The sequence below is a fragment of the Kribbella sp. NPDC026596 genome (assembly GCF_040638415.1).
In the GTDB taxonomy this organism is placed as follows: domain Bacteria; phylum Actinomycetota; class Actinomycetes; order Propionibacteriales; family Kribbellaceae; genus Kribbella.
Map to the genome: position 1 here is coordinate 37,866 of NZ_JBEZYF010000042.1, position 21,870 is coordinate 59,735.

Below are 21,870 nucleotides of genomic sequence, written 5' to 3' on the forward strand. Positions count from 1 at the left end.
GCTGCAGACCTCCGCCCGACTGGGCCAGCCCGGACCTGGCGGCCAACCCCGGTCTGGCCGAGGCGCTCGAAGCGTCGGACAGACTGGCGGTCCGCCGGCTCTCGGCCGCCAGAGCCACCTTCGGCCCGACTCCGTCCGACTCACCAGGAGTCCAGCCCGGAAGCTTCTTCGCGATTGCTCCCGGTCGACCAAGGTCAGGCGACCGCCTCCGCGGCAACTCGAGCGCCGGCAAGCATTCAGTGGACTACTGCTGCGCACCCGTGCTCAGATCGCGCAGTCGAGGTGTCGACCGTTGACCCTGACGGTGCCGGTGGGGTCGACGCGGAAGGTGAATCCGTGAGGCGTGCGCCATTCAAGGGTCTTGTGGTCGACGCGGCGGACGCTCCAGCCGCGGCCGTGAGTCTTGATCCTGTGGCTGAAGCGGCCCAGGGGCGCGAGGTTCCGAGTGCTGGTCTGACCTGGTGGACCGAGCGGGTCGTAGGGCTCGATGTGGTCCAGGTCGATGGTGTGGTTGGTTTCGCGATTGCCGAAGGGGAAGGCCTCGACGGGGTGAGTGAGCTTGACGCGTTCGCGAATCCGGTCGGGGATCTCGTACGCGTCGACGCTGACTGCGTCGTTGAGGTCGATGACCGGCTTCACGGTGTACGGGCCGTAGCCAACGAGCTCCGTCAACTGGTCTGCCAGCAGCGGGCCGAGGTCCTCGACGCGCAGAACCCCGGTACCGGTGGCAAGCGTGTGGTCGGTGAGGTGCACATGAACCTCGGTCTGCCCCGGCCGCACCCGCCCACCCCTGCCGCTACCGGTGCCGCCGCCCCCGGTGCCCCCGCTGCCGATGCCCCCGATGCCGGTGCTGCTGCCGCCGGCGCCAGTGGCAGCGGCAGCGGCAGCGGCAGCGGCAGCGGCAGCGGCAGCGGCAGCGGCAGTCTCGGTGCGGTCGGCCCATTCGGCGCGGTCGGCGCTGCGTCGGGCGAGGTTGGCGTAGGCGTCGTGCTTGATTTGGGCTAGGCGCGCGTGCAGGGCACGTCGGGCTGCGGCGTCCATGGGCTGGCCGTCGTCGGGATCGACTCCTACGTTGGGCTCGAGCGGGTCGAGGGGTTCGACCGGATCCTTGGATGGCGCGTCGAGAGGATCTGCGAGGTCGCTGACACTCGGGTGAGGTGCATCGCGGTCAGCCTCGGCATCCAGGCTGGGTTCGTGGCGGCCACTGGTCCGGTCGTCCAGCAGGGCCTCATCACTCCACCAGGATCCCGACCCCGCGCCAAGGTCCGCGGCAGTCCATCCCCGCGCAACGCGTTCGGCCACCCAGGTCTCCTGGGCGCAGGTCCTCCCCGGACCGCTGGTCATGTCCGGATCGCTGGTCATGTCCGGATCGCTGATCGATCTCGGGGCGCTGATGATGTCCGGGGCCCTGGTGGTGTCCGGGGCCTTGGTGGTGTCCGGGGCCTTGGTGGTGTCTGGAGTGGCCAAGTCCGGAGCGGTGGTGGCGGCCCGAGCGGTCGCGCCGCGAGCGGTCGTGTCGGGGACGGCGAGATCCGAAGCGACGGTGGTGTCCGGGGTGCCGGCGTCCCCGATGTCGGTGTCGACGGTGTCTGTGTCCGGAGCCGTGGTATCCGGGGTTCCGGTGCCCGGGGTGCCTGCGTCCGCGGTGTCGGTGTCCACGGTGTCTGTATCCGGAGCTGTAGTGGTCTCCGGAGTGGTGGGGGTGTTCGGGTGGTGGTGGCGGGCTTGGGTGAGGAGTTCTTGGGTGTAGTGGGGGTCGGCGATGATGCCGACGGCTTCGGCGCGGCGGTACTGCACAGTGCGGGTGTCGCCGAAGGTTTTGAGGGCTTCGGCGATGGCGGTGACGGTGGCGTTGTTGCGGGCGATGGCGCCGGCGGCGGCTTTGATGTACATGGTTTTGGTGCCGTGGTCGTTGGAGCGGCCGAGGAAGACGCCGCGTTCGCGGGCTTTCTCCTCGGCCTCGGCGCGGGCGGCGTGGGGGTCGGCGTGCATTTTGGCGGCGGTGACGATCTTGGTCAGGCGGTACGGGGTCAGGGTGTCGATGAGGGGTGCGATGCGCTTGTCGACGTAGGCGGCGGCGTCTTCGGTGAGTTTGGAGCATTCGGCGGCGATGCGGCGGGCCTTCCAGGGGGTGGCGTCGCCGGACTGGATCCGGGCCCAGGTGAAGGGGAAGCGGTGCCGGAGCGCCAGGGCGGTGCCGATGTAGTCGGCGGCTACGCCTGCGGAGATGCCGAGGAGGACACCGAATTCGGCGATCGCGAACTCCAAGATCGGTGGGCATCCTTCGCCGCCCAGGACTACCGCGCGCTCGCGGCCGTTAGAGGAGCGGCGGCCGGGACGGATGGCGCGGTCGGGGCGAGCGTCGGGGTGGTCGCGGTCGGGGCGGGCGTCGGGGTGGTGGCGGTCGGCGTAGATGAGGGCGTGTTCGAGGAGGCGGGCGTCGCGGCGGTTGGCCTCGGCGCGGTGCTCGGCGGCCGACTCCAGCAGGTCGGCCGTCGACAGCGTCGTCAGATCTCCTTCGAACATGTGTTCGATCTTATGCGTGGAGCGCAGACGGATGCAAACCGGCCGGCAGCCGCAAAGCGCTTATCCACAAGGGGAAACATCACACCGCAGGCAGCCGAAGGGCTGATATACCGAAGTTCCCAAAAGGACGCTGTGCACATGGCGGTGGGTCGTACCGACTGCAATCGAAGGAGAGGCAGGGGGTCTGCTGCACGGATAGGTGACATCTGAGTTGGCTCGCCGTGAGGCTGGCCTGGAAGGATGTTGCTGTGCCCAAGCCCTACCCTCGCGAGTTCCGTGACGACGTCGTTCGGGTGGCTCGCAGCCGGGAGCCCGGAGTGACTGTCGAGCAGATCGCCAAGGACTTCGGGGTCCACCCGATGACGCTGTTCAAGTGGCTGCGCCAGGCCGAGGTCGACGAGGGCGCCAAGCCGGGTGTCTCGCGTGGTGAGTCGGCTGAGCTGCGGGAGGCCCGTCGGCGGATCAAGCTGCTGGAGCAGGAGAACGAGGTGCTGCGCCGCGCGGCGGCGTACCTGTCGCAGGCGAACGTTCCGGGAAAAGGCTCTACCCGCTCGTGAGCGAGCTGGCCGCCGGCGGTGTTCCCGTGGCGGTGACGTGCCGGGTACTCAAGATCGCTCGCCAGCCCTACTATCGCTGGCTGGCCCGGCCGGTCACCGCTGCCGAGCTCGAGCAGGCCTACCGGGCGAACGCGTTGTTCGACGCCCACGCCGATGACCCGGAGTTCGGCTACCGGTTCCTGGCCGACGAGGCCCGCGACAGCGGCGAGCCGATGGCGGATCGGACCGCATGGCGGATCTGTTCAGCCATGGGCTGGTGGAGTGCGTTCGGGAAGAAGAAGCGCGGCAAGAACGGCAAGAAGCCCGGTCCACCGGTCCACGACGACCTCGTGCGCCGCGACTTCACCGCGACCGCGGCGACCAGTTGTGGCTGGCCGACATCACCGAGCACCGCACCGCCGAGGGCAAGCTGTATCTCTGTGCGATCAAGGACGTGTTCTCGAACCGGATCGTGGGCTACTCCATCAGCGACCGGATGAAGTCCCGGCTCGCGGTCGCCGCGCTCAGCAACGCCGCCGCGAGGCGCACGGAGGTGGCCGGCCGTGTTCTGCACACCGATCGCGGGCCCAGTTTCGGTCCAGGAAGTTCGCGCGTGCACTCGGTCGCCACGACCTCGTCGGATCGATGGGGCGGGTCGGCGCCGCCGGGGACAACGCCGCGATGGAGAGCTTCTTCGCACTACTGCAGAGGAACGTTCTCGATCGGCGGACCTGGTCCACCCGCGACGAACTCCGGATCGCGATCGTGACCTGGATCGAGCGGACCTACCACCGCCGCAGGCGCCAAGCCGCGCTCGGCCGGTTGACCCCCATCGAGTACGAAGCGATCATGACCACACCAGCCAGTCAGGCTGCGTGACCGAAACTGTCACCAATTCGTGCAGCAGACCCGGTGACGACCCGGACCGTGGTGATGAACCCGTCGGACCTGGTTAGCTTGTAGCAGATTTGGAACGTCGGGGAGGCGGCTGCCGTTGGTAGGCACATGAGCAACCTGACGAGTGCATACGAAGAGCTGGCAGATGCGTATCACGCGACCGTCGATCCGGACGGCGCCGGCCTGGACGATCAGACATTCGACGCTCTGGTGGGTGATGTGCGCGGTCAGCGCGTGGCCGCGATCGCCTGCGGTCAGGGCCGCGACGCGCGTCGCCTGGCCGACCTCGGCGCCGAGGTCGTCGGCATCGACGCCTCGGAATCGCTCCTGGCTCACGCACGCGGGCTCGAGCAGAACGTACGCCGCGGCATCGAGTACATCCACGGCGATGCGCAAGATCTCCGTGAGATCCGCGACGCCGAGTTCGACGGCGTGGTGTGTTACATGGCGTTGATGGACATCCCGGAGCTCGAGCCGACCGTGCGGTCGGTCGCGCGGATCCTCAAGCCTGGCGGATGGTTCGCGGCGTCGATCGTGCACCCGTGCTACAAGACGCCCGCCGACGGTGAGCTGATCGACCACGTCGATGGCTCGACTCGGCGGATCACAGGTCGGTACTTCGAGGAAGGGCCGTATGACAGCGTCACCCGGTGGGCGATCCTGCCGCGGGTCGCGTACCACCGGATGCTGTCGACGTACCTCAACACCTTGGTGGCGGCCGGGCTGAACGTCGTACGGATGGTCGAGCCGGTCGGGGAACGCCCGGTCTGGCAGGCGGTACCCGGTCTGCTCTACTTCAGATGCGAACGGATTTAGACGATTCAATTCGGCCCGGATAGACTGCGGCCAACGTGACCGCTGCTGGACGGGGGACGATGGCAACGCCCAGCATCAAAGAGGTTGCGCATCGGGCCGGGGTTTCTGTGGGCACGGTCAGCAACGTGCTGAATCGGCCGTGGATCGTGGCGCCGGCGACCAGGCAGCGGGTGCAGGACAGCATTCACGCACTCGGGTTCGTGCGGAACGAGGCGGCCAGGCACCTGCGGGCCGGCAAGAGCCGGACGGTCGGGCTGGTCGTGCTCGACGTGGCGAACCCGTTCTTCACCGATCTCGCGGAAGGCGCCGAGGCGCTGGCGTACGAGCACGACACTGTGGTGATGCTCTGTAACAGCAAGACGGACCCGGTCCGCGAAGGTCACCACCTCGATCAGCTCGAGCAGCAGCGCGTTCTCGGCATCCTGATCACGCCGTTCGACAGCAACGATCCACGGCTGACCGCGCTGGTCGCCCGCGGTACGCCGGTAGTCCTGGTCGACCGGGCCGCCGACCGGGGGCTCTGCTCGGTCAGCGTCGACGACCAGCTCGGCGGACGCCTCGCGGGGAACCATCTGATCGAGTCCGGTCATCGCCGGATCGCCTTTATCGGTGGGCCTTTCACGATGCAGCAGGTGTCCGACCGGATGGCCGGCATCACCGCCATCGCCGAGCAGAAAAGCGTTGATCTCGAGTACTACGAAGTCGACGTGATGGGCGTGGTCGAGGGGCGCGCGATCGGTGAGCAGATTGCGGCGATGCCGGCGAGGTCCCGGCCGACCGCGGCGTTCCTCGCCAACGACCTGCTTGCGCTGGGCTTCCTGCAGGCCATGTCCGTGGCCGGCCTGCGGGTGCCGCGGGACATGGCGATCGTCGGGTACGACGACATCGACTTCGCTCGGGCCGCCGCCGTACCGCTGTCGTCGGTGCGGCAGCCCGCCGAGTTGCTCGGGCGATCCGCGATGGAGTTGCTGCAGGAGGAGGTCGAGGCGGCCGACCGGCATCGCCACCGCCAGGTCATCTTCCAGCCGGACCTGATCGTCCGTGAGTCCAGCGACTACACCCGCCGCTGATGCTGTACGAGAATCGGCTGGCAGCAAGCACAGACCTCGACGGCTTCCGGATGGAGGGCGACGGCGCTGTCTCGTTCCCGCTCGGACGGCTCCGGCTCGAGAGCACCAGACCGCCGGAGGACGGGCAGGACGCCAACGTCGTCCTGTGGTGTCCCGAGGACTTCCCGCCGGACATCACCGTGGAGTGGGACTTCTGGCCGATTCGTGAGCCCGGCCTCTGCATCCTGTTCTTCCATGCCAAGGGCCGTCAGGGCGAGGATCTCTTCGAGCTGACCCCGCGCACCGGCCCGTACGAGCAGTACCACCACGGCGACCTGGACACGTACCACGTCTCGTACTTCCGCCGCCGCTGGCCGGCCGAGCGCGCCTTCCACACCTGCAACCTGCGCAAGAGTCACGGCTTCCACCTGGTCGCGCAGGGAGCCGATCCGATCCCGGACGTCCACGACGCCGAAGGTCCTTACAAACTGAGGCTTTCGGTCGACCACGGCCTGATCACGTTCGCGATCAACGACCTGGTCAGCTTCGAGTGGTACGACGACCGCCCGCTGACCGGCGGCAAGATCGGCTTCCGCCAGATGGCCCCGCTGATCGGCGAGTACGCGAACCTGCGGATCTCGCAGCCCTGAGCACCGCCTTCACGCACACTCCGCCCACAGGCTCGGGGCACTCCATGACCACTCTCTGACAAACGCTTTCCGAAGCGTTGACATTGAGACGATTCAACCATATGGTCACATCACTTTTCGCCCGAAACACCCACGTCACAAGGCAGGAACATGAGCAGTACTGGTTGGTCGATCAAGCTGTACGACGCAGCGGACGAAGTCGTCTGGGCGATCAAGCTGAACGCCCTGTGGATGCTCTTCACCCTGCTCGGCGGAGTTGCGCTGGGTATCGGCCCGGCTACGCTCGCAGCCTATTCCCTGGCTAGACGCAGGTCTTTGGGTGAATCGTTTCATGCTCTGCCTTCCTTCCGTGCCGCGTTCCGCCGGGAGTTCCGCCGCGGCACTCTCGTGGTGCTGCCCCTCGTCGCCGCGGCCGTCGTACTGATCGGCAACTACCTGTACTTCGCGTCGCTCGGCGCGAAGGCGTCACTCCCCCGCCTGGTCAGCCTGGCAGCGCTCGTCGCGCTCGGAGTGATCGCCGCCTACCTGCTCCCGATGGCCGTGCACTACGACCTCCGGGTCCGCGAGTTGTTGCCCAAGGCATCGTTGGTCGCGCTCGCGCGGCCGGCGTCGTCGCTGGTCCTGCTCTTCGTCGCGGTGTCCATCGCCTACGTGTCAGCCAAGTTCCCGGTGCTCGGGTTCGTGCTGGCGACCGGCGCCTGGATTCAGATCGACACCTGGCTCTGCCTGCGCTTCTTCGCCGAGAACGAGGCGCGCCTGCACCTGAAAGGGAACTCATGACCATCTTCTCCCGACGGCGAATCGCCGTCACCGTCGCGCTGTCGACGGCATTACTCGCATCGGCCTGTTCCGGTGGTGGCGAGGACAAATCAAGCGAGGCCGCCAGCAGCGAGCTGACCGTGATGGCGCCGCTGTTCGGCACCGCTCCGGACCCGAGCGGCGAACTGCAGCAGGCGGTCGAGAAGCTGATCGGCAAGAAGCTCAAGATCACCTGGGTGCCGAACGCCGAGTACGGCGACAAGTCGAACGTCACGCTCGCCTCGGACAAGATCCCGGACGTGATGGTCGCGAACGAGAAGAGCCCCTCGTTCGTCAAGGCGGCCGAGGCGGGCGCGTTCTGGGACCTGAGCGGCAAGCTCGACAAGTACCCGAACCTCAAGCCGGCCAACGAGCAGATCGCCAAGAACTCGATGACCAACGGCAAGACGTACGGCATCTACCGGGTCCGCCCACTGCTGCGCTCGGGCATCGTGATCCGCAAGGACTGGCTGGCCAAGCTCGGCCTGAAGGAACCGCAGACCGTCGACGACCTCTACACGATCGCGAAGGCGTTCACCGAGCAGGACCCGGACGGCAACGGCAAGAAGGACACCTACGGCCTGATCATCCCGAAGTGGCCCGGCAACTACGCCAGCGCCAGCCCGTACGACGTGATCGAGACCTGGTTCGGCGCCCCGAACGGCTGGGGTGAGCGCGACGGCAAGCTGGTCCCGGGCTTCGACACCCCGGAGTTCCTGCAGGCCAACCAGTGGCTGCGCAAGTGGGTCACCGAGGGCCTGGTCAACCCGGACTTCGCCACCCTGGACAGCGCGAACTGGAACGACCCGTTCGTGCAGGGCAAGGGCGGCATGATCATCGACGTCAACGTCCGGGCCACCCAGCTGCTCGATCTGTTCAAGGAGAAGAACCCGAAGGACTTCGACAAGGTCACCCTGGTCGGGAACCTGAAACGCTCCGACGGCAAGAAGTTCTCCTACCCGTTCACCGGTTACAACATGGTGATGGCGATCTCCAAGCAGCACGTCCGGACCGAGGAACAGCTCGACCAGGTGCTGCAGACGCTGGACAAGCTCGAGTCCAAGGAGGGCTCGATCCTGCTCACCAACGGCATCGAGGGCCGCAACTTCAAGGTCGACGGGCAGTACGCCGTACCGATCAACCAGGACGACCCGAAGGTCAAGGCGGTCCAGAACGACGTGGACAAGGCCTTCATCCAGCTCGGTACGCGCGCCTCCGTCGGACTCGGCGCGTACGCGCTGCGGCCGAACGACGAGGCCAGCCGGACGATGCGGGCGAAGTTCGACGTGCTGATGAACGAGGACCTGAAGACCGCGGTCTTCAACCCGGCCCTCAGCGTGATCGCGCCGACCGCGGTGGCCAAGGGCCAGACCCTGGACACGATCATCCCGGACGCCCGGATCAAGTACCTGTCCGGTGCGATCACCGAGGACCAGCTGAAGGCGCAGATCAAGCGCTGGTACGACGGCGGCGGCACGCAGATCGCCCAGGAGGTCAACGACCTGGCTGCCAAGGCCGGCGGCTGAGAGGCGGCTGACTCATGGCCACCGATCTGGTGCCTGAGGTGGTCCAGCCTGCCGCGGATGCTCCGCGGCAGGCCCCACCGGGCAAGAAGCGCCGTCAGGTCCCGCTGTGGAGGGAGCTGCTGCGGTACCGCTGGCTGTACCTGCTGTTGCTCCCCGGCCTGGTGTACTTCGCCGTCTTCAAGTACCTGCCGATGTACGGCCTGACGATCGCGTTCAAGGACTACGTGCCGTTCCTCGGCTACTCGGGTAGTGAGTGGGTCGGGCTGAAGCACTTCCAGGAGTTGTTCACCGGGCCGGACTTCGGCCGGCTGATGTTCAACACCCTGCTGCTCGCGCTCCTCACGATCGTGTTCGTCTTCCCGGCCCCGATCGTCGTCGCGCTGATGCTGAACGAGTTGCGGGTCAACGTGATGAAGCGGTCCGTCCAGTCGCTGATCTACATCCCGCACTTCCTGTCCTGGACGATCGTCGCGTCGCTGACCTACCTGCTCTTCTCGGTGGACTTCGGCGTGATCGCGAACTGGATCCACGGCCTGGTCGGCGGGCAGAAGACCGACTACGTCGCGCAGGCCGACTGGTTCCGGCCGCTGATCGTGCTGCAGTTGCTGTGGAAGCAGACCGGCTGGGGCACGATCATCTACCTGGCCGCGCTGGCCGGGGTGGACTCGCAGCTGTACGAGGCGGCCCGGGTGGACGGCGCCGGCCGGTGGCGGCAGTTCTGGCACATCACGCTACCGGCGATCCGGCCGACCATCGTGGTGATGGCGATCCTGACGTCCGGTCACCTGATGGACTCCGGGTTCGAGCAGATCTGGCTGATGACCACGTCACTCAACCGCGACGTCGCCGACGTGTTCGACACGTTCGTCTACTACGTCGGCATCACCCAGGGTTCGTTCAGCTACGCGACCGCCGTCGGCCTGTTCAAGGGCCTTGTCGGTGTCGTGCTGATCTTCGGCTCCAACTTCCTGGCCAAGCGTCTGGGCCAGCGAGGCCTTTTCTGAAAGGGGCGGTGACCATGGCAACCACTCAATCCGTCCGCTACTACGACTCCCGCGGTAGCCGCGCGTTCGACATCGCGAACGCCGTCCTGCTGACCGCCCTGTCGCTGGTCACGGTCCTGCCGCTGCTGTACGTCCTGGCCGGCTCGTTCGCGAGCGAGTCCGAGATCAGCTCGCGGCCGTTCTTCCTGTGGCCGCACACGTTCGTCACCGACACCTATCACTACATCTTCTCCACCGACACCTTCGTCAGGGCGTTGCTGACCACGATCGGCGTGACCGCGGTCGGCACTGTGGTCCAGCTGGTACTGACGCTGACGATGGCCTACCCGCTGGCGAAACGGTTCCTGCCGGGGCGGGCGCTGATCCTGAACCTGGTGATCTTCACGCTGGTGTTCAGCGGCGGCATGATCCCGACGTACCTCGTGGTGCGTGATCTGGGGCTGCTGGACAGTTACTGGGCGCTGATCCTGCCGCTGGCGATCAACCCGTTCTATCTGATCGTGGTGAAGAGCTTCTTCCAAGAGTTGCCCGAGGCGCTCGAGGAGGCAGCCCGGATCGACGGCTGCAACGAGCTGAACGTGTTCCTGCGGATCGTGCTGCCGCTGTCGAAGCCGATCATCGCGACGTTCTCGCTGTTCTACGCGGTCGGGATCTGGAACGACTACATGTCGCCGTTGCTCTACATCGACGACAGCAAGAAGTGGACCCTGCAGATGATCGTCCGCCAGCTCACCGCGGCCAACGCGGACTCGGCGAACGTGCTGCAGCAACTGGAAACCGTGACGTTCCCGGAGCAGGGCCTGAAGTTCGCGGTCGTGGTGGTGGCGACGCTGCCGATCCTGTTCTTCTACCCGTTCCTGCAGAAGCACTTCGCCAAGGGCGTCCTGATCGGATCGGTGAAGGAATGACAACACTGCAATGGCTGGAAACTCCCTGCAAACAAGGCGTTTCCTGGGGTGTTCCGTGGCCGCGCGGGACGGTTGCCGAAGGCACCGGCTTCGCGCTGGCGGACGGTACGCCGGTCCAGAGCTGGACGACCGCGAGCTGGCCGGACGGCTCGATCAAGTGGTCCGCCCACGCGATCGGCCCGTCCGAGCATCCAGAGTCGTCGTATGAGCTGGTCACCGGTGACCCCGCGCCGCCGGCCCAGCCCGTGCACGTCGAGCGGTCCGGCGGCGAAGTCCGGGTCACCACCGGCGAGATCACCTGGGTGCTCCGCAAGCCGGGGCTGATCGCGTCGATCGCGTACGGCGAGCAGGAGGTCGTGCGCAATGTCCGCCTGGTCAGCCTCAGGCAGGATGCGCCGGACGAGGACCTCGGCGGCACCCGGGAACAGACGACGGCGACTGTCGACAATCTCATTGTCGAACAGGACGGACCGGTTCGGGCCGTGGTCAGGCTGGACGGCAGGCATGGTGACTGGCTGCCGTTCTCCGTCCGGCTCTACTTCTATGCCGGTGCGACCGACGTACGCGTCGTCCACAGCTTCATCTGGGACGGCGACCCCGACCGTGACTTCCTGGCCGGTCTCGGCCTCAGTGCGGATGTCGTGATGCGCGACGAGCCGCACAACCGCCACATTCGGTTGGCCGGTCCCTCCGGCTTCCTGACCGAGGCGGTCCGCGGTCTCACCGGTCTGCGCCGCGATCCAGGCGAAGACGTACGACGTGCGCAGACAGCCGGCCGTGCGATCGAGGAGATCCCCAACCCCGAGGTGTCCGACCGACTGCACCTCATCCCGCAGTGGAACGACTACACCCTCGACCAGAGCAGCGCCGACGGCTTCACCCTGCGCAAGCGCACCGCCCCGGGGCATGCGTGGGTGACGATCCCCGCCGGGACCAGATCGCCGGGTTACGGGTACGTCGGCGGTGTCAGCGGCGGACTGGGCTTCGGACTGCGTGACTTCTGGAAGCTGCACCCGACTCGCCTCGACATCCGCAACGCGGCCAGCGACCTCGCCACCGCAACAGTGTGGATGTGGTCGCCGAGCGCGCCGGCCATGGACGTGCGCTACTGGCACGACGGCATGGACCAGGACACGCACGCCGAACAGCTCGAAGGACTCGAGATCACCTACGAGGACTACGAACCGGGATTCGGGAACGCTCACGGCATCGCGCGTACGCATGAGCTCACGTTGAGGGTCCATGACACCACTCCGTCGGCGGAGGACCTTGCCGAGCATGCAGCACTGCTCAACTCCCCCGGTCTGCTCGTGGCAGCACCGGCCCGGCTGTTGGAGGCAAATGTCTTCGGCAGCTGGAGTCTGCCCACGGCCGACCACCAGGACATCGAGGCCAGGCTGAACTTCCTCTTCCAGTACTACGTCGGCCAGCGCGAGCAACGACGCTGGTACGGGTTCTGGGACTACGGCGACGTCACGCACACCTACGACCGGGACCGGCACACCTGGCGCTACGACATCGGCGGCTTCGCGTGGGACAACTCGGAGCTCTCACCGGACCTGTGGCTCTGGTACCAGTTCCTGCGGACCGGACGGGCGGACGTGTTCCGGTTCGCCGAGGCGATGACCCGGCATACCGGCGAGGTCGACGTCCATCACCTCGGCCGCTGGAAGGGCCTCGGGTCGCGGCACAACGTGCAGCACTGGGGTTGCAGTTGCAAGCAGGTGCGTATCTCCAGTGCGATCTATCGACGTTTCTTCTACTACCTGACCGCAGACGAGCGCACCGGCGACCTGATGGACGAGCTGGCGGCGATCGAGGAGACGTACCTGACAGTCGATCCGCAACGCAAGGTGCGGCCTGACGTCTACTCCCCCGACCCGCATGCGCTCTCGATCGAGCTGGGCGTGGACTGGGGTGCGCTCGCCGCGGCCTGGCTCACGCGGTGGGAGCGGCATGGCGACGAGCGAGCCCGGGCACGGCTGGTCGGAACGATGGCCGACATCGCAGCACTGCACTACGGCTTCCTCACCGGCAACGCGCGACTGGACCTGGCCACTGGACGTTTCGACACCAGCCGGCGCGGCATCGCGGTATCTCACCTGTCCTCGCTCTTCGGGCTTCCCGAGCTCTGTTCGGAGCTGATCGACCTGGACCTCGACGTACCCGGGTTCGAGAAGGCGTGGCTCGACTACTGCCGGCTCTATCTGCTGACGCCCGAGGAGCAGACGGCCGAGGTCGGTCAACCACTGCAGGGCATCTCGCTCGTCCAGGCCCACAGCCGGCTCGCCGCGTACGCCGCCGCCCGCAACGGTGACGCGGAACTGGCGCGGCTGGCCTGGCGCAAGTTCTTCGTCGACGAAGGCGACCACCTCAATCGCAACGCGATGCAGCGCGAGGCGGACTGGAAGACCACGCACATCGACGGCGCCCTGATGCCCGTCGACGAGGCCGCGTTCGTCAGCACCAACGGCGCGTCGCAGTACGCGCTCGCAGCGATCCAGAACCTGTCCCTGATCCCCGAACACCGACCTGACAGAGGTGGAAAGGCATGGAGGTCACCTGACGCACCGTCCTAGCAGGCATGGCAGCCGTACCTGCTGCGTCACTGCTCAAAGCGCCCCGGCGGCAGTTGCGGCCGAGGCACCGGAAGTGAAACTCACCTGGCTGGAAGGCAAGCCGACCACGGCCGCCGTCACGACGTGGGGTACGCCGTGGCCGAAAGGCGCCGTACCAGCCAACCAGTCCTTCGCACTCCAGTCCGCCGACGGCAGCGCCGCGGCGATCGGCCTTGGTACGGACTGGAGTGGTCTGGCGGCCGCGTGGTTGACGGAATGGGAGCGTCAGGGACCCAAGGCCGACGTTGCTCACGCCAAGCTGCTCGGCACGATGGAGACGATCGGGGCGATGCCGAACGGGTTCGTCACCGGTGGTGGGCTCTATGACCTGGACACCGGTCGCTTCGCGCCGGTGACCGAGAAGACGGTCAGTGTGTCGCACCTGAGCGCGATGTTCGGTCAGGTGGAGATCTGCGCCGAGCTGATCGACCTGGTGGACCTGCCGGCGTTCGAGGCGGCGTGGCTGCAGTACTGCCGCCTGTTCAACGCCACCCGCGAAGAGCAGACGTCCGAGTGCGGTGCGTACGTGGACTCCACCCTGAACCCGACGAAGGCCGCGAAGTGGGTCTCCACCAACACCACAGCCCTCTACGGCCTGGCCGCCATCCAGACCCTGGCCCTGGTCGGCGACCAGATCGTCAACCCCTGAGCTCGCACTGTGAGGTCAGCCGACCTCGGCCATGATTTCGTCGGAGACGTCGAAGTTGGCGTAGACGTTCTGGACGTCGTCGCTGTCTTCGAGGGCGTCGATCAGGCGGAAGATCTTGCCGGCGCCGTCGGCGTCCAGTTCGACCGTCATCGACGGGACGAACTGGACGTCGGCCGACTCGTAGTCGATGCCGGCGTCCTGCAGCGCGGTCCGGGCCGGGACCAGGTCGGTCGCCTCGGTGACGACCTCCCAGGACTCGTCGAGGTCGTTGACCTCCTCGGCGCCCGCCTCGAGCACGGCCTCCATCACGTCGTCCTCGGACAGCGACTTACCGTCCTGGTTCTTGGCGACGACGATGACGCCCTTGCGGTTGAACAGGTAGGCGACCGAGTTCGGGTCGGCCAGGGAGCCGCCGTTGCGGGTCATCGCCGTACGGACGTCGGCGGCGGCCCGGTTGCGGTTGTCGGTCAGGCACTCGACCAGCATCGCCACGCCGTTCGGGCCGTAGCCCTCGTACATGATCGTCTGGTACTCCGCGCCGCCGGCCTCGGCACCGGAACCACGCTTGACCGCGCGGTCGATGTTGTCGTTCGGGACCGAGGACTTCTTCGCCTTCTGGATGGCGTCGTACAGGGTCGGGTTCCCGCCAGGGTCGCCACCGCCCATCCGGGCGGCCACCTCGATGTTCTTGATCAGCTTCGCGAAGAGCTTGCCGCGCCTCGCGTCGACGACGGCCTTCTTGTGCTTCGTGGTGGCCCACTTGGAGTGGCCTGACATGGCGAACCCAACCCTTCTTTTACCGCTATCGACTCAGAGCCCGCGGACCAGCTCGGCGAAGTAGCCGTGCAGCCTCGCGTCCCCGGTCATCTCCGGATGGAACGACGTGGCCAGCAGCCGATCGTGGCGGACCGCGACGATCCTACCCGCGGCGGGGCCTGAACTCACCGTCGAGAGTACCTCGACGTCCCGCCCGACCCGCTCCACCCACGGTGCCCGGATGAACACGGCGTGGTACGGCGTGTCGAACGCGGCGAACTCCAGATCCGCCTCGAACGAGTCCACCTGCCGCCCGAACGCGTTCCGGCGGACCGTCACGTCCAGTCCGCCGAGCGTCTCCTGGCCCTCGATCCCGCCGGTGATCTCGTTCGCCAGCATGATCATTCCGGCACAGGTGCCGAAGACCGGCATCCCGTCCGCGATCCGCTTCTGCAGTGGCTCGAACAGCTCGAACGAGCGGGCCAGCTTGTCCATCGTGGTCGACTCGCCACCCGGCAGCACCAGCGCGTCGACCTGCTCCAGCTCGGACGGACGCCGTACCGGCCGGGCCTCGACGCCGACGTCGGCCAGCATGGCCAGGTGCTCCCGCACATTCCCCTGCAGCGCGAACACACCGATCACGGTCATAGCGTCACCCTTCGTTGCCAGTTGAGCGTGACCTCGATCCGGCCTTCGTCGAAGACGGCCGGGAGGTCGTGCTGGTGCAACAGCGCGAGTAAGTCCTCGAGGAGCGGCTCGCCGGGGGCGACGTTGGCTGTGTCGGGGTGCCAGACCTTCAGCTCGAGCATCCCGAAGTCCACGGCGTGCCAGACGTCCGTATCGGTGAAGAAGACCAATCCCCGGGGGTCCGCGGCAGCCTCCAGCGCCTGCCGGGCGGCGTGGTGGTCCGACGTGTAGCGGACGACCACGATGCCTCGGGACTCCAGCTCGGACAGTACGGCGTCCAGCCGGTCCGGATCCGTCGCCGACGGCCAATCGGCCGCCTCGGCGTTCAGGTCGATCACCGCTTCGCCGATCAGCAGCGGCACCAGGGTGGCCGCGTCCATCGACGGAGCGTCCTCCTGAACCGCCTCGGTCAGTGCGGCCGTGATCGCCGCGTGGTCGGCGTACCCGGACCGCACCAGGACGCGGGCCAGACCCCGCAGCTCCCGGGCGGTCCGTTCGTCCACCGCGAGCAGCCCCTCGGGGGTCGTCACCAGCCGCGCTCGGCGAGCCGGTGCGGCTGCGGGATCTCGTCGACGTTGATGCCGACCATGGCCTCGCCCAGACCGCGGGAGACCTTGGCGAGCACGTCCGGGTCGTCGTAGAAGGTGGTGGCCTTGACGATCGCCTCGGCGCGCTGCGCCGGGTTGCCGGACTTGAAGATGCCGGAGCCGACGAACACACCCTCGGCGCCGAGCTGCATCATCATCGCGGCGTCGGCCGGGGTGGCGATCCCGCCGGCGGTGAACAGCACCACCGGGAGCTTGCCGAGCTGGGCGACCTCCTTGACCAGCTCGTACGGCGCCTGCAGCTCCTTGGCGGCGACATACAGCTCGTCCTCGGGGAGGTTCTGCAGCTTGCGGATCTCCTGGCGGATCTGGCGCATGTGGGTGGTCGCGTTGGACACGTCACCGGTGCCGGCCTCGCCCTTGGAGCGGATCATCGCCGCACCCTCGGTGATCCGGCGCAGCGCCTCGCCCAGGTTGGTCGCACCACACACGAACGGAACGGTGAAGTTCCACTTGTCGATGTGGTTGGCGTAGTCGGCCGGGGTGAGCACCTCGGACTCGTCGATGTAGTCGACACCGAGGCTCTGCAGCACCTGCGCCTCGACGAAGTGACCGATCCGGGCCTTGGCCATCACCGGGATCGACACGGCGGCGATGATCGAGTCGATCATGTCCGGGTCGCTCATCCGGGAGACGCCGCCCTGGGCGCGGATGTCGGCCGGAACCCGCTCCAGCGCCATCACCGCGACAGCACCCGCGTCCTCGGCGATCTTGGCCTGCTCGGCGGTGACGACGTCCATGATCACGCCGCCCTTGAGCATCTCCGCCATGCCGCGCTTCACCTTCGCGGTACCGGTCTGGGGAGTCTGGTTCTCGGTCACTGCATCCTCCTGGTCGTGGGGCTCGGTTCCAGGTTAGGGGGCGGGCGGCATCAATCCTCAGTCCACCTCAGATCAAGTGGACTGAGCCAGCGCTTCGCCGAGCCGGGCGACCACCAGCCGGAGCGTGGCGGGCGGCGCGGTGAACGGAATCCGGATGTGCCGCCGGTCCGTCCCCTCCGGCGTGAACAGGTCGCCGGCACCGAGCAGCAGACCGTGCTCACGCGCTGCCTCCAGCACTCGGCGCGCTCTGGTCTCGGTCAGCTCCAGCCATAGGGTCATCCCGCCTGTGGGCGTGGGCCACGCCACACCGTCAAGTGTCCTGAGTCCTGCCTCCAGAGCGGTCAGGTTGGCGCGCAGCCGAGTACGGCGGCGGCTGATCACCTTGTCGAGCTTCTGGACGATGGCCTGGGCCAGGAGGTCGTCGAGAGCGCTGGGTGACGCGACGCTGAGCTGTGCGGCGGTGTTGATGCGTCTGCGGAGCTGTTTACCGGTTCTGACCCAGCCGACGCGCAGTCCGCCCCACACGGTCTTGCTGAGCGAGCCCACACTGACCGTGCGCGGGTAGCGACTCAGTGGCTCCGCTTGCTTCCCGCCGGCCAGCCAAAGCGGTCGCATGGTCTCGTCGCTGATCAGTGCTGCGCCGTACCGGCGTGCTATCTCGACTACCGCCGTACGGCGATCTGCCGGGAGGCTCAGGCCGGTTGGGTTGTGGTTGTCGGCCTGGAGGTAGATGACCTTCGGGCGGTGTCGTCGGCAGAGGTGTGCGAGCTGGTCGGTGTCCCAGACGCCGGCCGGCCAACCTGCTACATCCAGGCGGTGTTTTCTGAGCAGGTCGAAGGCGGCCGGGTACGTCGGTGTCTCGGTGATCGCTACACCCGGTCCGAGGTCCAGTCCGGCCAGTGCGGCATTCAAACCGGCTGCTGCGCCGACGGTGAGAGTCAACTGGTCCGGCTCGGTTGGTACGCCCTCCAGGGTCAGCCGCTCGGCGAGCGCCGTACGTAGCTCCAAAGAGCCGCCCGGCGGCGGCCCGTCTCCGCCCATGGCCTGCGGGAGACCATCCTGCACGATCTGAGCCGCCACCTCAGCCACATCGTGCGGCGCTGCCGTCGTGGCGAAGCGTAGATCCAGCACGGGCTGATCCCCTGCCGTCACCGTGGACGCCGGCGCGATCGGGTCCAGGAGCCGATCGAGCGGCCGGACCACGGTCCCGGAGCCCCGCCTGGTCTCCAGTACGCCGTCCGCCCGCAAGTTCTCCAACGCGCGGACGACGGTCACCCGGCTGAGGCCCAGGCGGTCCGCCAGCACCCGCTCCGACGGCAGCCGGGAGCCGATCGAGAGGTCCCCCCGTTCGATCCGCCGCAGCACGAGCGCCTCGACCTGCTCGGTCTTCGTCCCGTCCGCCGTATCGAGGTCAGCCTCCCGCCACATAAGTCCAGTCTGCCACCACTGGCCTGATGAACCGAGGACTGTCCATGCCGGGTGATTGGATTCGGGTATGGACGAGCGGTGGGCGATTGCGCCGGAGGAGGGTGGCGGAGCGGTGCTCGTCGCCCTGCATCCGGACGGTCAGCCTGCCGGTGAGGTGCTGCACGAGCCGGACCTGCCGACTGCGGTGGCCTCGCGCCCTCAGGTGACGCGCTGGGTGTGGCGGTCGTCGGCGGAGATCTACCCCCGGTTGCTGGCGAGCGGCGTGCGGGTCGAGCGCTGCTATGACGTCGAGAACACCGAGGGGCTGCTGCTCGGGCACGAGGGAAGGCTGGGCGAGCCCCGTTCGGCGGCTGCGGCTTGGGCGCGGTTGAGTGGTGGACCGGTGCCACCCGATCCGCCGCTGCGAGGCGTCGTGCCAGGCGAGCAGTCATCGCTTTTCGAGATCGCCGCCGAGCCCGTGGCCTTCGAAGCGCTCCTCAGGGTGTACGCCGACCAACTGAGGCGGCATGGTCTCACCGAGCACCCGGATCGGATGCGGTTGCTCACGGCGTCGGAGTCGTCGGGGATGCTGATCGCCGCCGAGATGGATCGCGCCGGGCTGCCGTGGAGTGAGTCCGCGCATCGCGACGTACTCGCGGAGTTGCTCGGCGATCGTTTCGGCGGGACCGGAGAGCCGCGGCGGCTGACCGAGCTTGCGGACGAGGTGTCGGCGGCGTTCGGCCGGCGGGTGCGGCCTGATCTGCCGGCCGACGTACTGAAGGCGTTCAAGCAGGCGGGTCATCAGCTGAAGTCGACGCGTCGCTGGGAGCTGGAGACGATCGACCATCCGGCGGTCGCGCCACTGGTCGAGTACAAGAAGCTCTATCGCATCTACACCGCCAACGGCTGGTCGTGGTTGCACGACTGGGTCCATGACGGCCGTTTCCGGCCCGGCTTCGTCCCCGGTGGGACAGTCTCTGGTCGCTGGATCACCAATGGAGGCGGCGGTCTGCAGATCCCCAAGGTCATCCGCCGAGCCGTCGTCGCCGATCCGGGGTGGCGCTTGGTCGTCGCCGACGCGTCGCAGTTGGAGCCTCGCATCCTCGCCGCGATCTCTCGAGACCCCGCTCTGATGGAGGTGGCCAGCGACGCCGGTGATCTCTACAAGGCCGTTTCGGACAAGGCGTTCTCGGGCGATCGCGCGACGGCCAAGGTCGCCGTACTGGGTGCGATCTATGGTCAGACGTCCGGCGATGGGTTGAAGAATCTGGCCATGCTGCGCAAGCGATTCCCGTCGGCGGTCGCCTACGTGGACGACGCGGCACGGGCCGGTGAGGAAGGCCGGTTGGTGCGCACGTGGTTGGGTCGGACGTGCCCACCTGCGGGCACTCCCCTGGACGCCGCTCAGTTGGAGGGCCCACCCGCGGACGAGCCACAGACCGACGCCCGCCATGCCAGAGCCCGCGGCCGCTTCACCCGCAACTTCGTCGTCCAAGGTTCAGCCGCCGACTGGGCGTTGCTCATGCTCGCGGCACTTCGCCAATCCTTGGCGGACCTCAAGGCAGAGCTGGTCTTCTTCCAGCACGACGAGGTCATCGTCCACTGCCCCGCGGACGAAGCCGCTACCGTTGCCGACGCCATCCAGACCGCCTCGGACCTGGCCGGCACCCTCACGTTCGGCCGGACTTCCACGCGCTTCGCGTTCACCACCGCCACAGTCACGACGTACGCCGACGCGAAGTAAACCGGAACGGATTCGCCGACCCGCGCGTCAGACCGTCCGACGTAACCGAACTGATGCTTCGCATCGGGTGTCGGCGTCTTGACGACAGCAGTACATTCGCCGGGTTCGTCAGAAAGCAAGGCACTTCACGGGGGATTCGTCACGACAAAGTGAAGGACGTGAGGCGCATGGCATGGGGCGACAAGAAGGCCCAGCAGCGGCGGGATGCGGTGGAGAACGGCGGTACCTTGTCGGGCCGTCAAGCCAAGAAGGCCGCCCGGTCGGGCGGCCTGGGTGACGACGGCAAGGTCCGCGACACCAAGGGGCGGGTGACCGGAGACTTCTCCCGGCGCACCCCGAAGCGAGGCAACGAACACGGCGTCTGAGATGCCGGCGTGATCCTTGGTGACGCCGCACAGCGTCGCCAAGGATCACGGCAGTTCGGCGGGAAGCCCCAGACGGTTGAAGTCGGTGGTTTCGTACGCGGTCAGTTCGGCGATCAGGCCTTGTTCGATGCGGAAGATGTCCAGGCCGAACGGGCGGTAGGCCGAGGTGTCCGGGGGTTGTAGGTATGCGCCCAGCGTGGGCTGGCGGTTGACGGTGGTGGGCAGGAAGCGCCAGTGACCGCGGTAGGCGGGCGTGAGGTTGGGGACCAGCGAGCGTACGGCGTCCTTGCGGCCCTCGAACCAGAACGGGTACGGCGGCATCGTGATGCGGATGTCCTCGTGCATAAGGGCTGCGAGCGCCTCGGGATCAGCGGCATGCCAGGCGGCCACGTACTTGTTCAGCAGTTCCTGTTCCTGAGGCGACGGGGTTGCGGCGGACCACTCGGACCGGTGCGGGGGCAGGTGCTCGCGGAGGACCGGGCGCGCTCGTTGGAGGGCGGAGTTGACCGCGGCAACCGTCAGGTCGGTGACCGACGCCGTTTCGCGGGCGGGCCAGCCGAGGACGTCGCGGAAGATCAGCACGGCGCGCTGGCGGGGTGGCAGGTGCTGGATCGCGATCAGGAAAGCGAGCTCGATCGTCTCCCGCCGGATCGCCACCGCATCAGGTTCCTCGGCGCGGTCCAGGAGTACGTCGGGGAACGGCTGGAGCCACGGGATGTCCTCGCGAGGCGGTAGCGCCGTCGCTGGAAAGGTTGCCGGTTCCAACTGATACGGGAGGACTCGCTGCGGACGTCGTACGTCGTCGATGCACGCGTTGGTGGCGATGCGGTAGAGCCAGGCACGCAACGACGAGCGTCCGTCGAAGGTGTCGCGGGCACGCCAGGCACGGAGGTAGGTCTCCTGGACCATGTCCTCGGCATCGTCGTACGAGCCAAGCATCCGGTAGCAGTGCACCCGCAGTTCGTGCCGGTATCGCTCGGCCTGCTCCTCGAACGTCAACGCCCGTCCTCCAGTTCGATCGTGCACGGCATCGGCGCGTGGCCGGCCAAGCGGAACCAGGTGACCAGGCGGCGGTGGCGGAGGTCGCGCGTCGACACCACGATGTCGTTGTGGAAGCGGCGCGCCAACTGGACCCGCCGTTGAGCCAGGCTCAACTCGCCGGCCCACGGTTCGACATCGGTGCCGGTGGCATGGATCGCGCGGGTCAGGGCGGACTCCGCCTGCTCGCGCGCCTCCAGATCGGCGGGCGCATCCAGCGGCGCGGTCCGGGCGCGATGCGCCGCGTCGAGCAACAGCAAGGACGACGCGGGGTCGAGGATGCCGGTGCCTGCCAGTTCGGCGACCAGGGCGGACCGGCGGGAAAGCTCGGTCTCGAGGGAGGCCCGGGCGAGGTCCACGCGGTGGTGCAGGCGGTCCAGCCGCCCGGCGGTCCAGCTCGCGTAGGCGCCGAGCAGCAGCAGCACCACGCCGATCGCGAGCAGCGCCCAGGAGACCTTCACGGCACCATT

19 protein-coding genes and 1 pseudogene are annotated in these 21,870 nt (G+C 67.5%); 12 read left to right on the plus strand and 8 right to left on the minus strand.

Annotation, left to right across the window (positions count from 1 at the left end):
* Nucleotides 1-264 precede the first annotated feature (264 nt).
* Nucleotides 265-2,526, minus strand: coding sequence for a hypothetical protein (locus AB0E63_RS29415; RefSeq protein ID WP_360373303.1), 2,262 nt, complete (start codon nt 2,524-2,526; stop codon nt 265-267).
* 248 nt (nt 2,527-2,774) lie between these two features.
* On the opposite strand from AB0E63_RS29415, the pseudogene AB0E63_RS29420 reads away from it, so the two are divergent.
* The 10 genes and pseudogenes from AB0E63_RS29420 (at nt 2,775) to AB0E63_RS29465 (ending at nt 13,977) form a co-directional block, all read left to right on the plus strand.
* Nucleotides 2,775-3,941: pseudogene (locus tag AB0E63_RS29420) on the plus strand (IS3 family transposase).
* Nucleotides 3,942-4,067: 126 nt separating this feature from the next.
* Nucleotides 4,068-4,775 carry a methyltransferase domain-containing protein gene (locus tag AB0E63_RS29425; protein ID WP_360373305.1) on the plus strand — a complete coding sequence of 236 codons (708 nt, stop codon included), beginning with the start codon at nt 4,068-4,070 and terminating at the stop codon, nt 4,773-4,775.
* Nucleotides 4,776-4,810: 35 nt separating this feature from the next.
* A complete protein-coding gene (locus AB0E63_RS29430; protein ID WP_360373308.1) occupies nt 4,811-5,845 on the plus strand; it encodes a LacI family DNA-binding transcriptional regulator in 1,035 nt (344 codons plus the stop codon).
* The gene (locus AB0E63_RS29435) at nt 5,845-6,474 is read left to right on the plus strand and encodes a DUF1961 family protein (RefSeq protein WP_360373311.1); all 630 of its coding nucleotides are present in this window, start codon (nt 5,845-5,847) and stop codon (nt 6,472-6,474) included. The genes AB0E63_RS29430 and AB0E63_RS29435 overlap by 1 nt, the downstream gene beginning before the upstream one ends.
* 150 nt (nt 6,475-6,624) lie before the next feature.
* Nucleotides 6,625-7,254, plus strand: a complete 630-nt coding sequence (locus AB0E63_RS29440; RefSeq protein ID WP_360373314.1) for a DUF624 domain-containing protein — start codon at nt 6,625-6,627, stop codon at nt 7,252-7,254.
* Nucleotides 7,251-8,798, plus strand: coding sequence for an extracellular solute-binding protein (locus AB0E63_RS29445; RefSeq protein ID WP_360373317.1), 1,548 nt, complete (start codon nt 7,251-7,253; stop codon nt 8,796-8,798). The genes AB0E63_RS29440 and AB0E63_RS29445 overlap by 4 nt, the downstream gene beginning before the upstream one ends.
* 14 nt (nt 8,799-8,812) lie before the next feature.
* A complete protein-coding gene (locus AB0E63_RS29450) occupies nt 8,813-9,802 on the plus strand; it encodes an ABC transporter permease subunit (protein WP_360373320.1) in 990 nt (329 codons plus the stop codon).
* A 14-nt stretch (nt 9,803-9,816) separates the two neighbouring features.
* The gene (locus tag AB0E63_RS29455; protein ID WP_360373323.1) at nt 9,817-10,710 is read left to right on the plus strand and encodes a carbohydrate ABC transporter permease; all 894 of its coding nucleotides are present in this window, start codon (nt 9,817-9,819) and stop codon (nt 10,708-10,710) included.
* Nucleotides 10,707-13,289 carry a Tat pathway signal sequence domain protein gene (locus AB0E63_RS29460; RefSeq protein WP_360373325.1) on the plus strand — a complete coding sequence of 861 codons (2,583 nt, stop codon included), beginning with the start codon at nt 10,707-10,709 and terminating at the stop codon, nt 13,287-13,289. Before AB0E63_RS29455 ends, AB0E63_RS29460 begins: the two co-directional genes overlap by 4 nt.
* A gap of 73 nt (nt 13,290-13,362) precedes the next feature.
* Complete coding sequence (locus tag AB0E63_RS29465) at nt 13,363-13,977, plus strand: hypothetical protein (protein WP_360373328.1); 615 nt, start codon at nt 13,363-13,365, stop codon at nt 13,975-13,977.
* Between the two features lie 15 nt (nt 13,978-13,992).
* On the opposite strand, the gene AB0E63_RS29470 is transcribed toward AB0E63_RS29465, so the two are convergent.
* The 5 genes from AB0E63_RS29470 to AB0E63_RS29490 form a co-directional block, all read right to left on the minus strand.
* Nucleotides 13,993-14,754 (minus strand): YebC/PmpR family DNA-binding transcriptional regulator, encoded by a 762-nt coding sequence (locus AB0E63_RS29470; RefSeq protein ID WP_360373331.1) that lies wholly within the window; start codon nt 14,752-14,754, stop codon nt 13,993-13,995.
* Between the two features lie 33 nt (nt 14,755-14,787).
* On the minus strand, nt 14,788-15,381 hold the full coding sequence (pdxT, locus tag AB0E63_RS29475) for a pyridoxal 5'-phosphate synthase glutaminase subunit PdxT (protein WP_360373334.1): 594 nt from the start codon (nt 15,379-15,381) through the stop codon (nt 14,788-14,790).
* The gene (locus AB0E63_RS29480) at nt 15,378-15,950 is read right to left on the minus strand and encodes a hypothetical protein (protein ID WP_360373337.1); all 573 of its coding nucleotides are present in this window, start codon (nt 15,948-15,950) and stop codon (nt 15,378-15,380) included. The genes pdxT and AB0E63_RS29480 overlap by 4 nt, the downstream gene beginning before the upstream one ends.
* On the minus strand, nt 15,947-16,846 hold the full coding sequence (gene pdxS / locus AB0E63_RS29485) for a pyridoxal 5'-phosphate synthase lyase subunit PdxS (protein WP_360373340.1): 900 nt from the start codon (nt 16,844-16,846) through the stop codon (nt 15,947-15,949). The genes AB0E63_RS29480 and pdxS overlap by 4 nt, the downstream gene beginning before the upstream one ends.
* A 72-nt stretch (nt 16,847-16,918) precedes the next feature.
* Nucleotides 16,919-18,274 (minus strand): PLP-dependent aminotransferase family protein, encoded by a 1,356-nt coding sequence (locus AB0E63_RS29490; RefSeq protein WP_360373343.1) that lies wholly within the window; start codon nt 18,272-18,274, stop codon nt 16,919-16,921.
* A gap of 67 nt (nt 18,275-18,341) precedes the next feature.
* On the opposite strand from AB0E63_RS29490, the gene AB0E63_RS29495 reads away from it, so the two are divergent.
* Nucleotides 18,342-19,997, plus strand: coding sequence for a bifunctional 3'-5' exonuclease/DNA polymerase (locus AB0E63_RS29495; protein ID WP_360373346.1), 1,656 nt, complete (start codon nt 18,342-18,344; stop codon nt 19,995-19,997).
* A 158-nt stretch (nt 19,998-20,155) separates the two neighbouring features.
* Nucleotides 20,156-20,362 carry a hypothetical protein gene (locus AB0E63_RS29500; RefSeq protein ID WP_360373349.1) on the plus strand — a complete coding sequence of 69 codons (207 nt, stop codon included), beginning with the start codon at nt 20,156-20,158 and terminating at the stop codon, nt 20,360-20,362.
* A gap of 45 nt (nt 20,363-20,407) precedes the next feature.
* Here AB0E63_RS29500 and AB0E63_RS29505 read toward each other — a convergent pair whose 3' ends face one another.
* Together AB0E63_RS29505 and AB0E63_RS29510 are read right to left on the minus strand one after the other, a co-directional pair.
* Nucleotides 20,408-21,361: a sigma-70 family RNA polymerase sigma factor gene (locus AB0E63_RS29505; RefSeq protein ID WP_360373352.1), complete on the minus strand. Its 954-nt coding sequence runs from the start codon at nt 21,359-21,361 to the stop codon at nt 20,408-20,410.
* Nucleotides 21,358-21,861 (minus strand): hypothetical protein, encoded by a 504-nt coding sequence (locus tag AB0E63_RS29510; RefSeq protein ID WP_360373355.1) that lies wholly within the window; start codon nt 21,859-21,861, stop codon nt 21,358-21,360. The genes AB0E63_RS29505 and AB0E63_RS29510 overlap by 4 nt, the downstream gene beginning before the upstream one ends.
* Between the last annotated feature and the right edge of the window lie 9 nt (nt 21,862-21,870).

What these genes read in the sequence shown, in the direction of transcription:
- AB0E63_RS29415 (WP_360373303.1), bottom strand. Translation starts at nt 2,526, where the DNA reads ATGTTCGAAGGAGATCTGACGACGCTGTCGACGGCCGACCTGCTGGAG.
- AB0E63_RS29425 (WP_360373305.1), top strand. Translation starts at nt 4,068, where the DNA reads ATGAGCAACCTGACGAGTGCATACGAAGAGCTGGCAGATGCGTATCAC.
- AB0E63_RS29435 (WP_360373311.1), top strand. Translation starts at nt 5,845, where the DNA reads ATGCTGTACGAGAATCGGCTGGCAGCAAGCACAGACCTCGACGGCTTC.
- AB0E63_RS29440 (WP_360373314.1), top strand. Translation starts at nt 6,625, where the DNA reads ATGAGCAGTACTGGTTGGTCGATCAAGCTGTACGACGCAGCGGACGAA.
- AB0E63_RS29445 (WP_360373317.1), top strand. Translation starts at nt 7,251, where the DNA reads ATGACCATCTTCTCCCGACGGCGAATCGCCGTCACCGTCGCGCTGTCG.
- AB0E63_RS29450 (WP_360373320.1), top strand. Translation starts at nt 8,813, where the DNA reads ATGGCCACCGATCTGGTGCCTGAGGTGGTCCAGCCTGCCGCGGATGCT.
- AB0E63_RS29455 (WP_360373323.1), top strand. Translation starts at nt 9,817, where the DNA reads ATGGCAACCACTCAATCCGTCCGCTACTACGACTCCCGCGGTAGCCGC.
- AB0E63_RS29460 (WP_360373325.1), top strand. Translation starts at nt 10,707, where the DNA reads ATGACAACACTGCAATGGCTGGAAACTCCCTGCAAACAAGGCGTTTCC.
- AB0E63_RS29470 (WP_360373331.1), bottom strand. Translation starts at nt 14,754, where the DNA reads ATGTCAGGCCACTCCAAGTGGGCCACCACGAAGCACAAGAAGGCCGTC.
- pdxT (WP_360373334.1), bottom strand. Translation starts at nt 15,381, where the DNA reads ATGACCGTGATCGGTGTGTTCGCGCTGCAGGGGAATGTGCGGGAGCAC.
- AB0E63_RS29490 (WP_360373343.1), bottom strand. Translation starts at nt 18,274, where the DNA reads ATGTGGCGGGAGGCTGACCTCGATACGGCGGACGGGACGAAGACCGAG.
- AB0E63_RS29495 (WP_360373346.1), top strand. Translation starts at nt 18,342, where the DNA reads ATGGACGAGCGGTGGGCGATTGCGCCGGAGGAGGGTGGCGGAGCGGTG.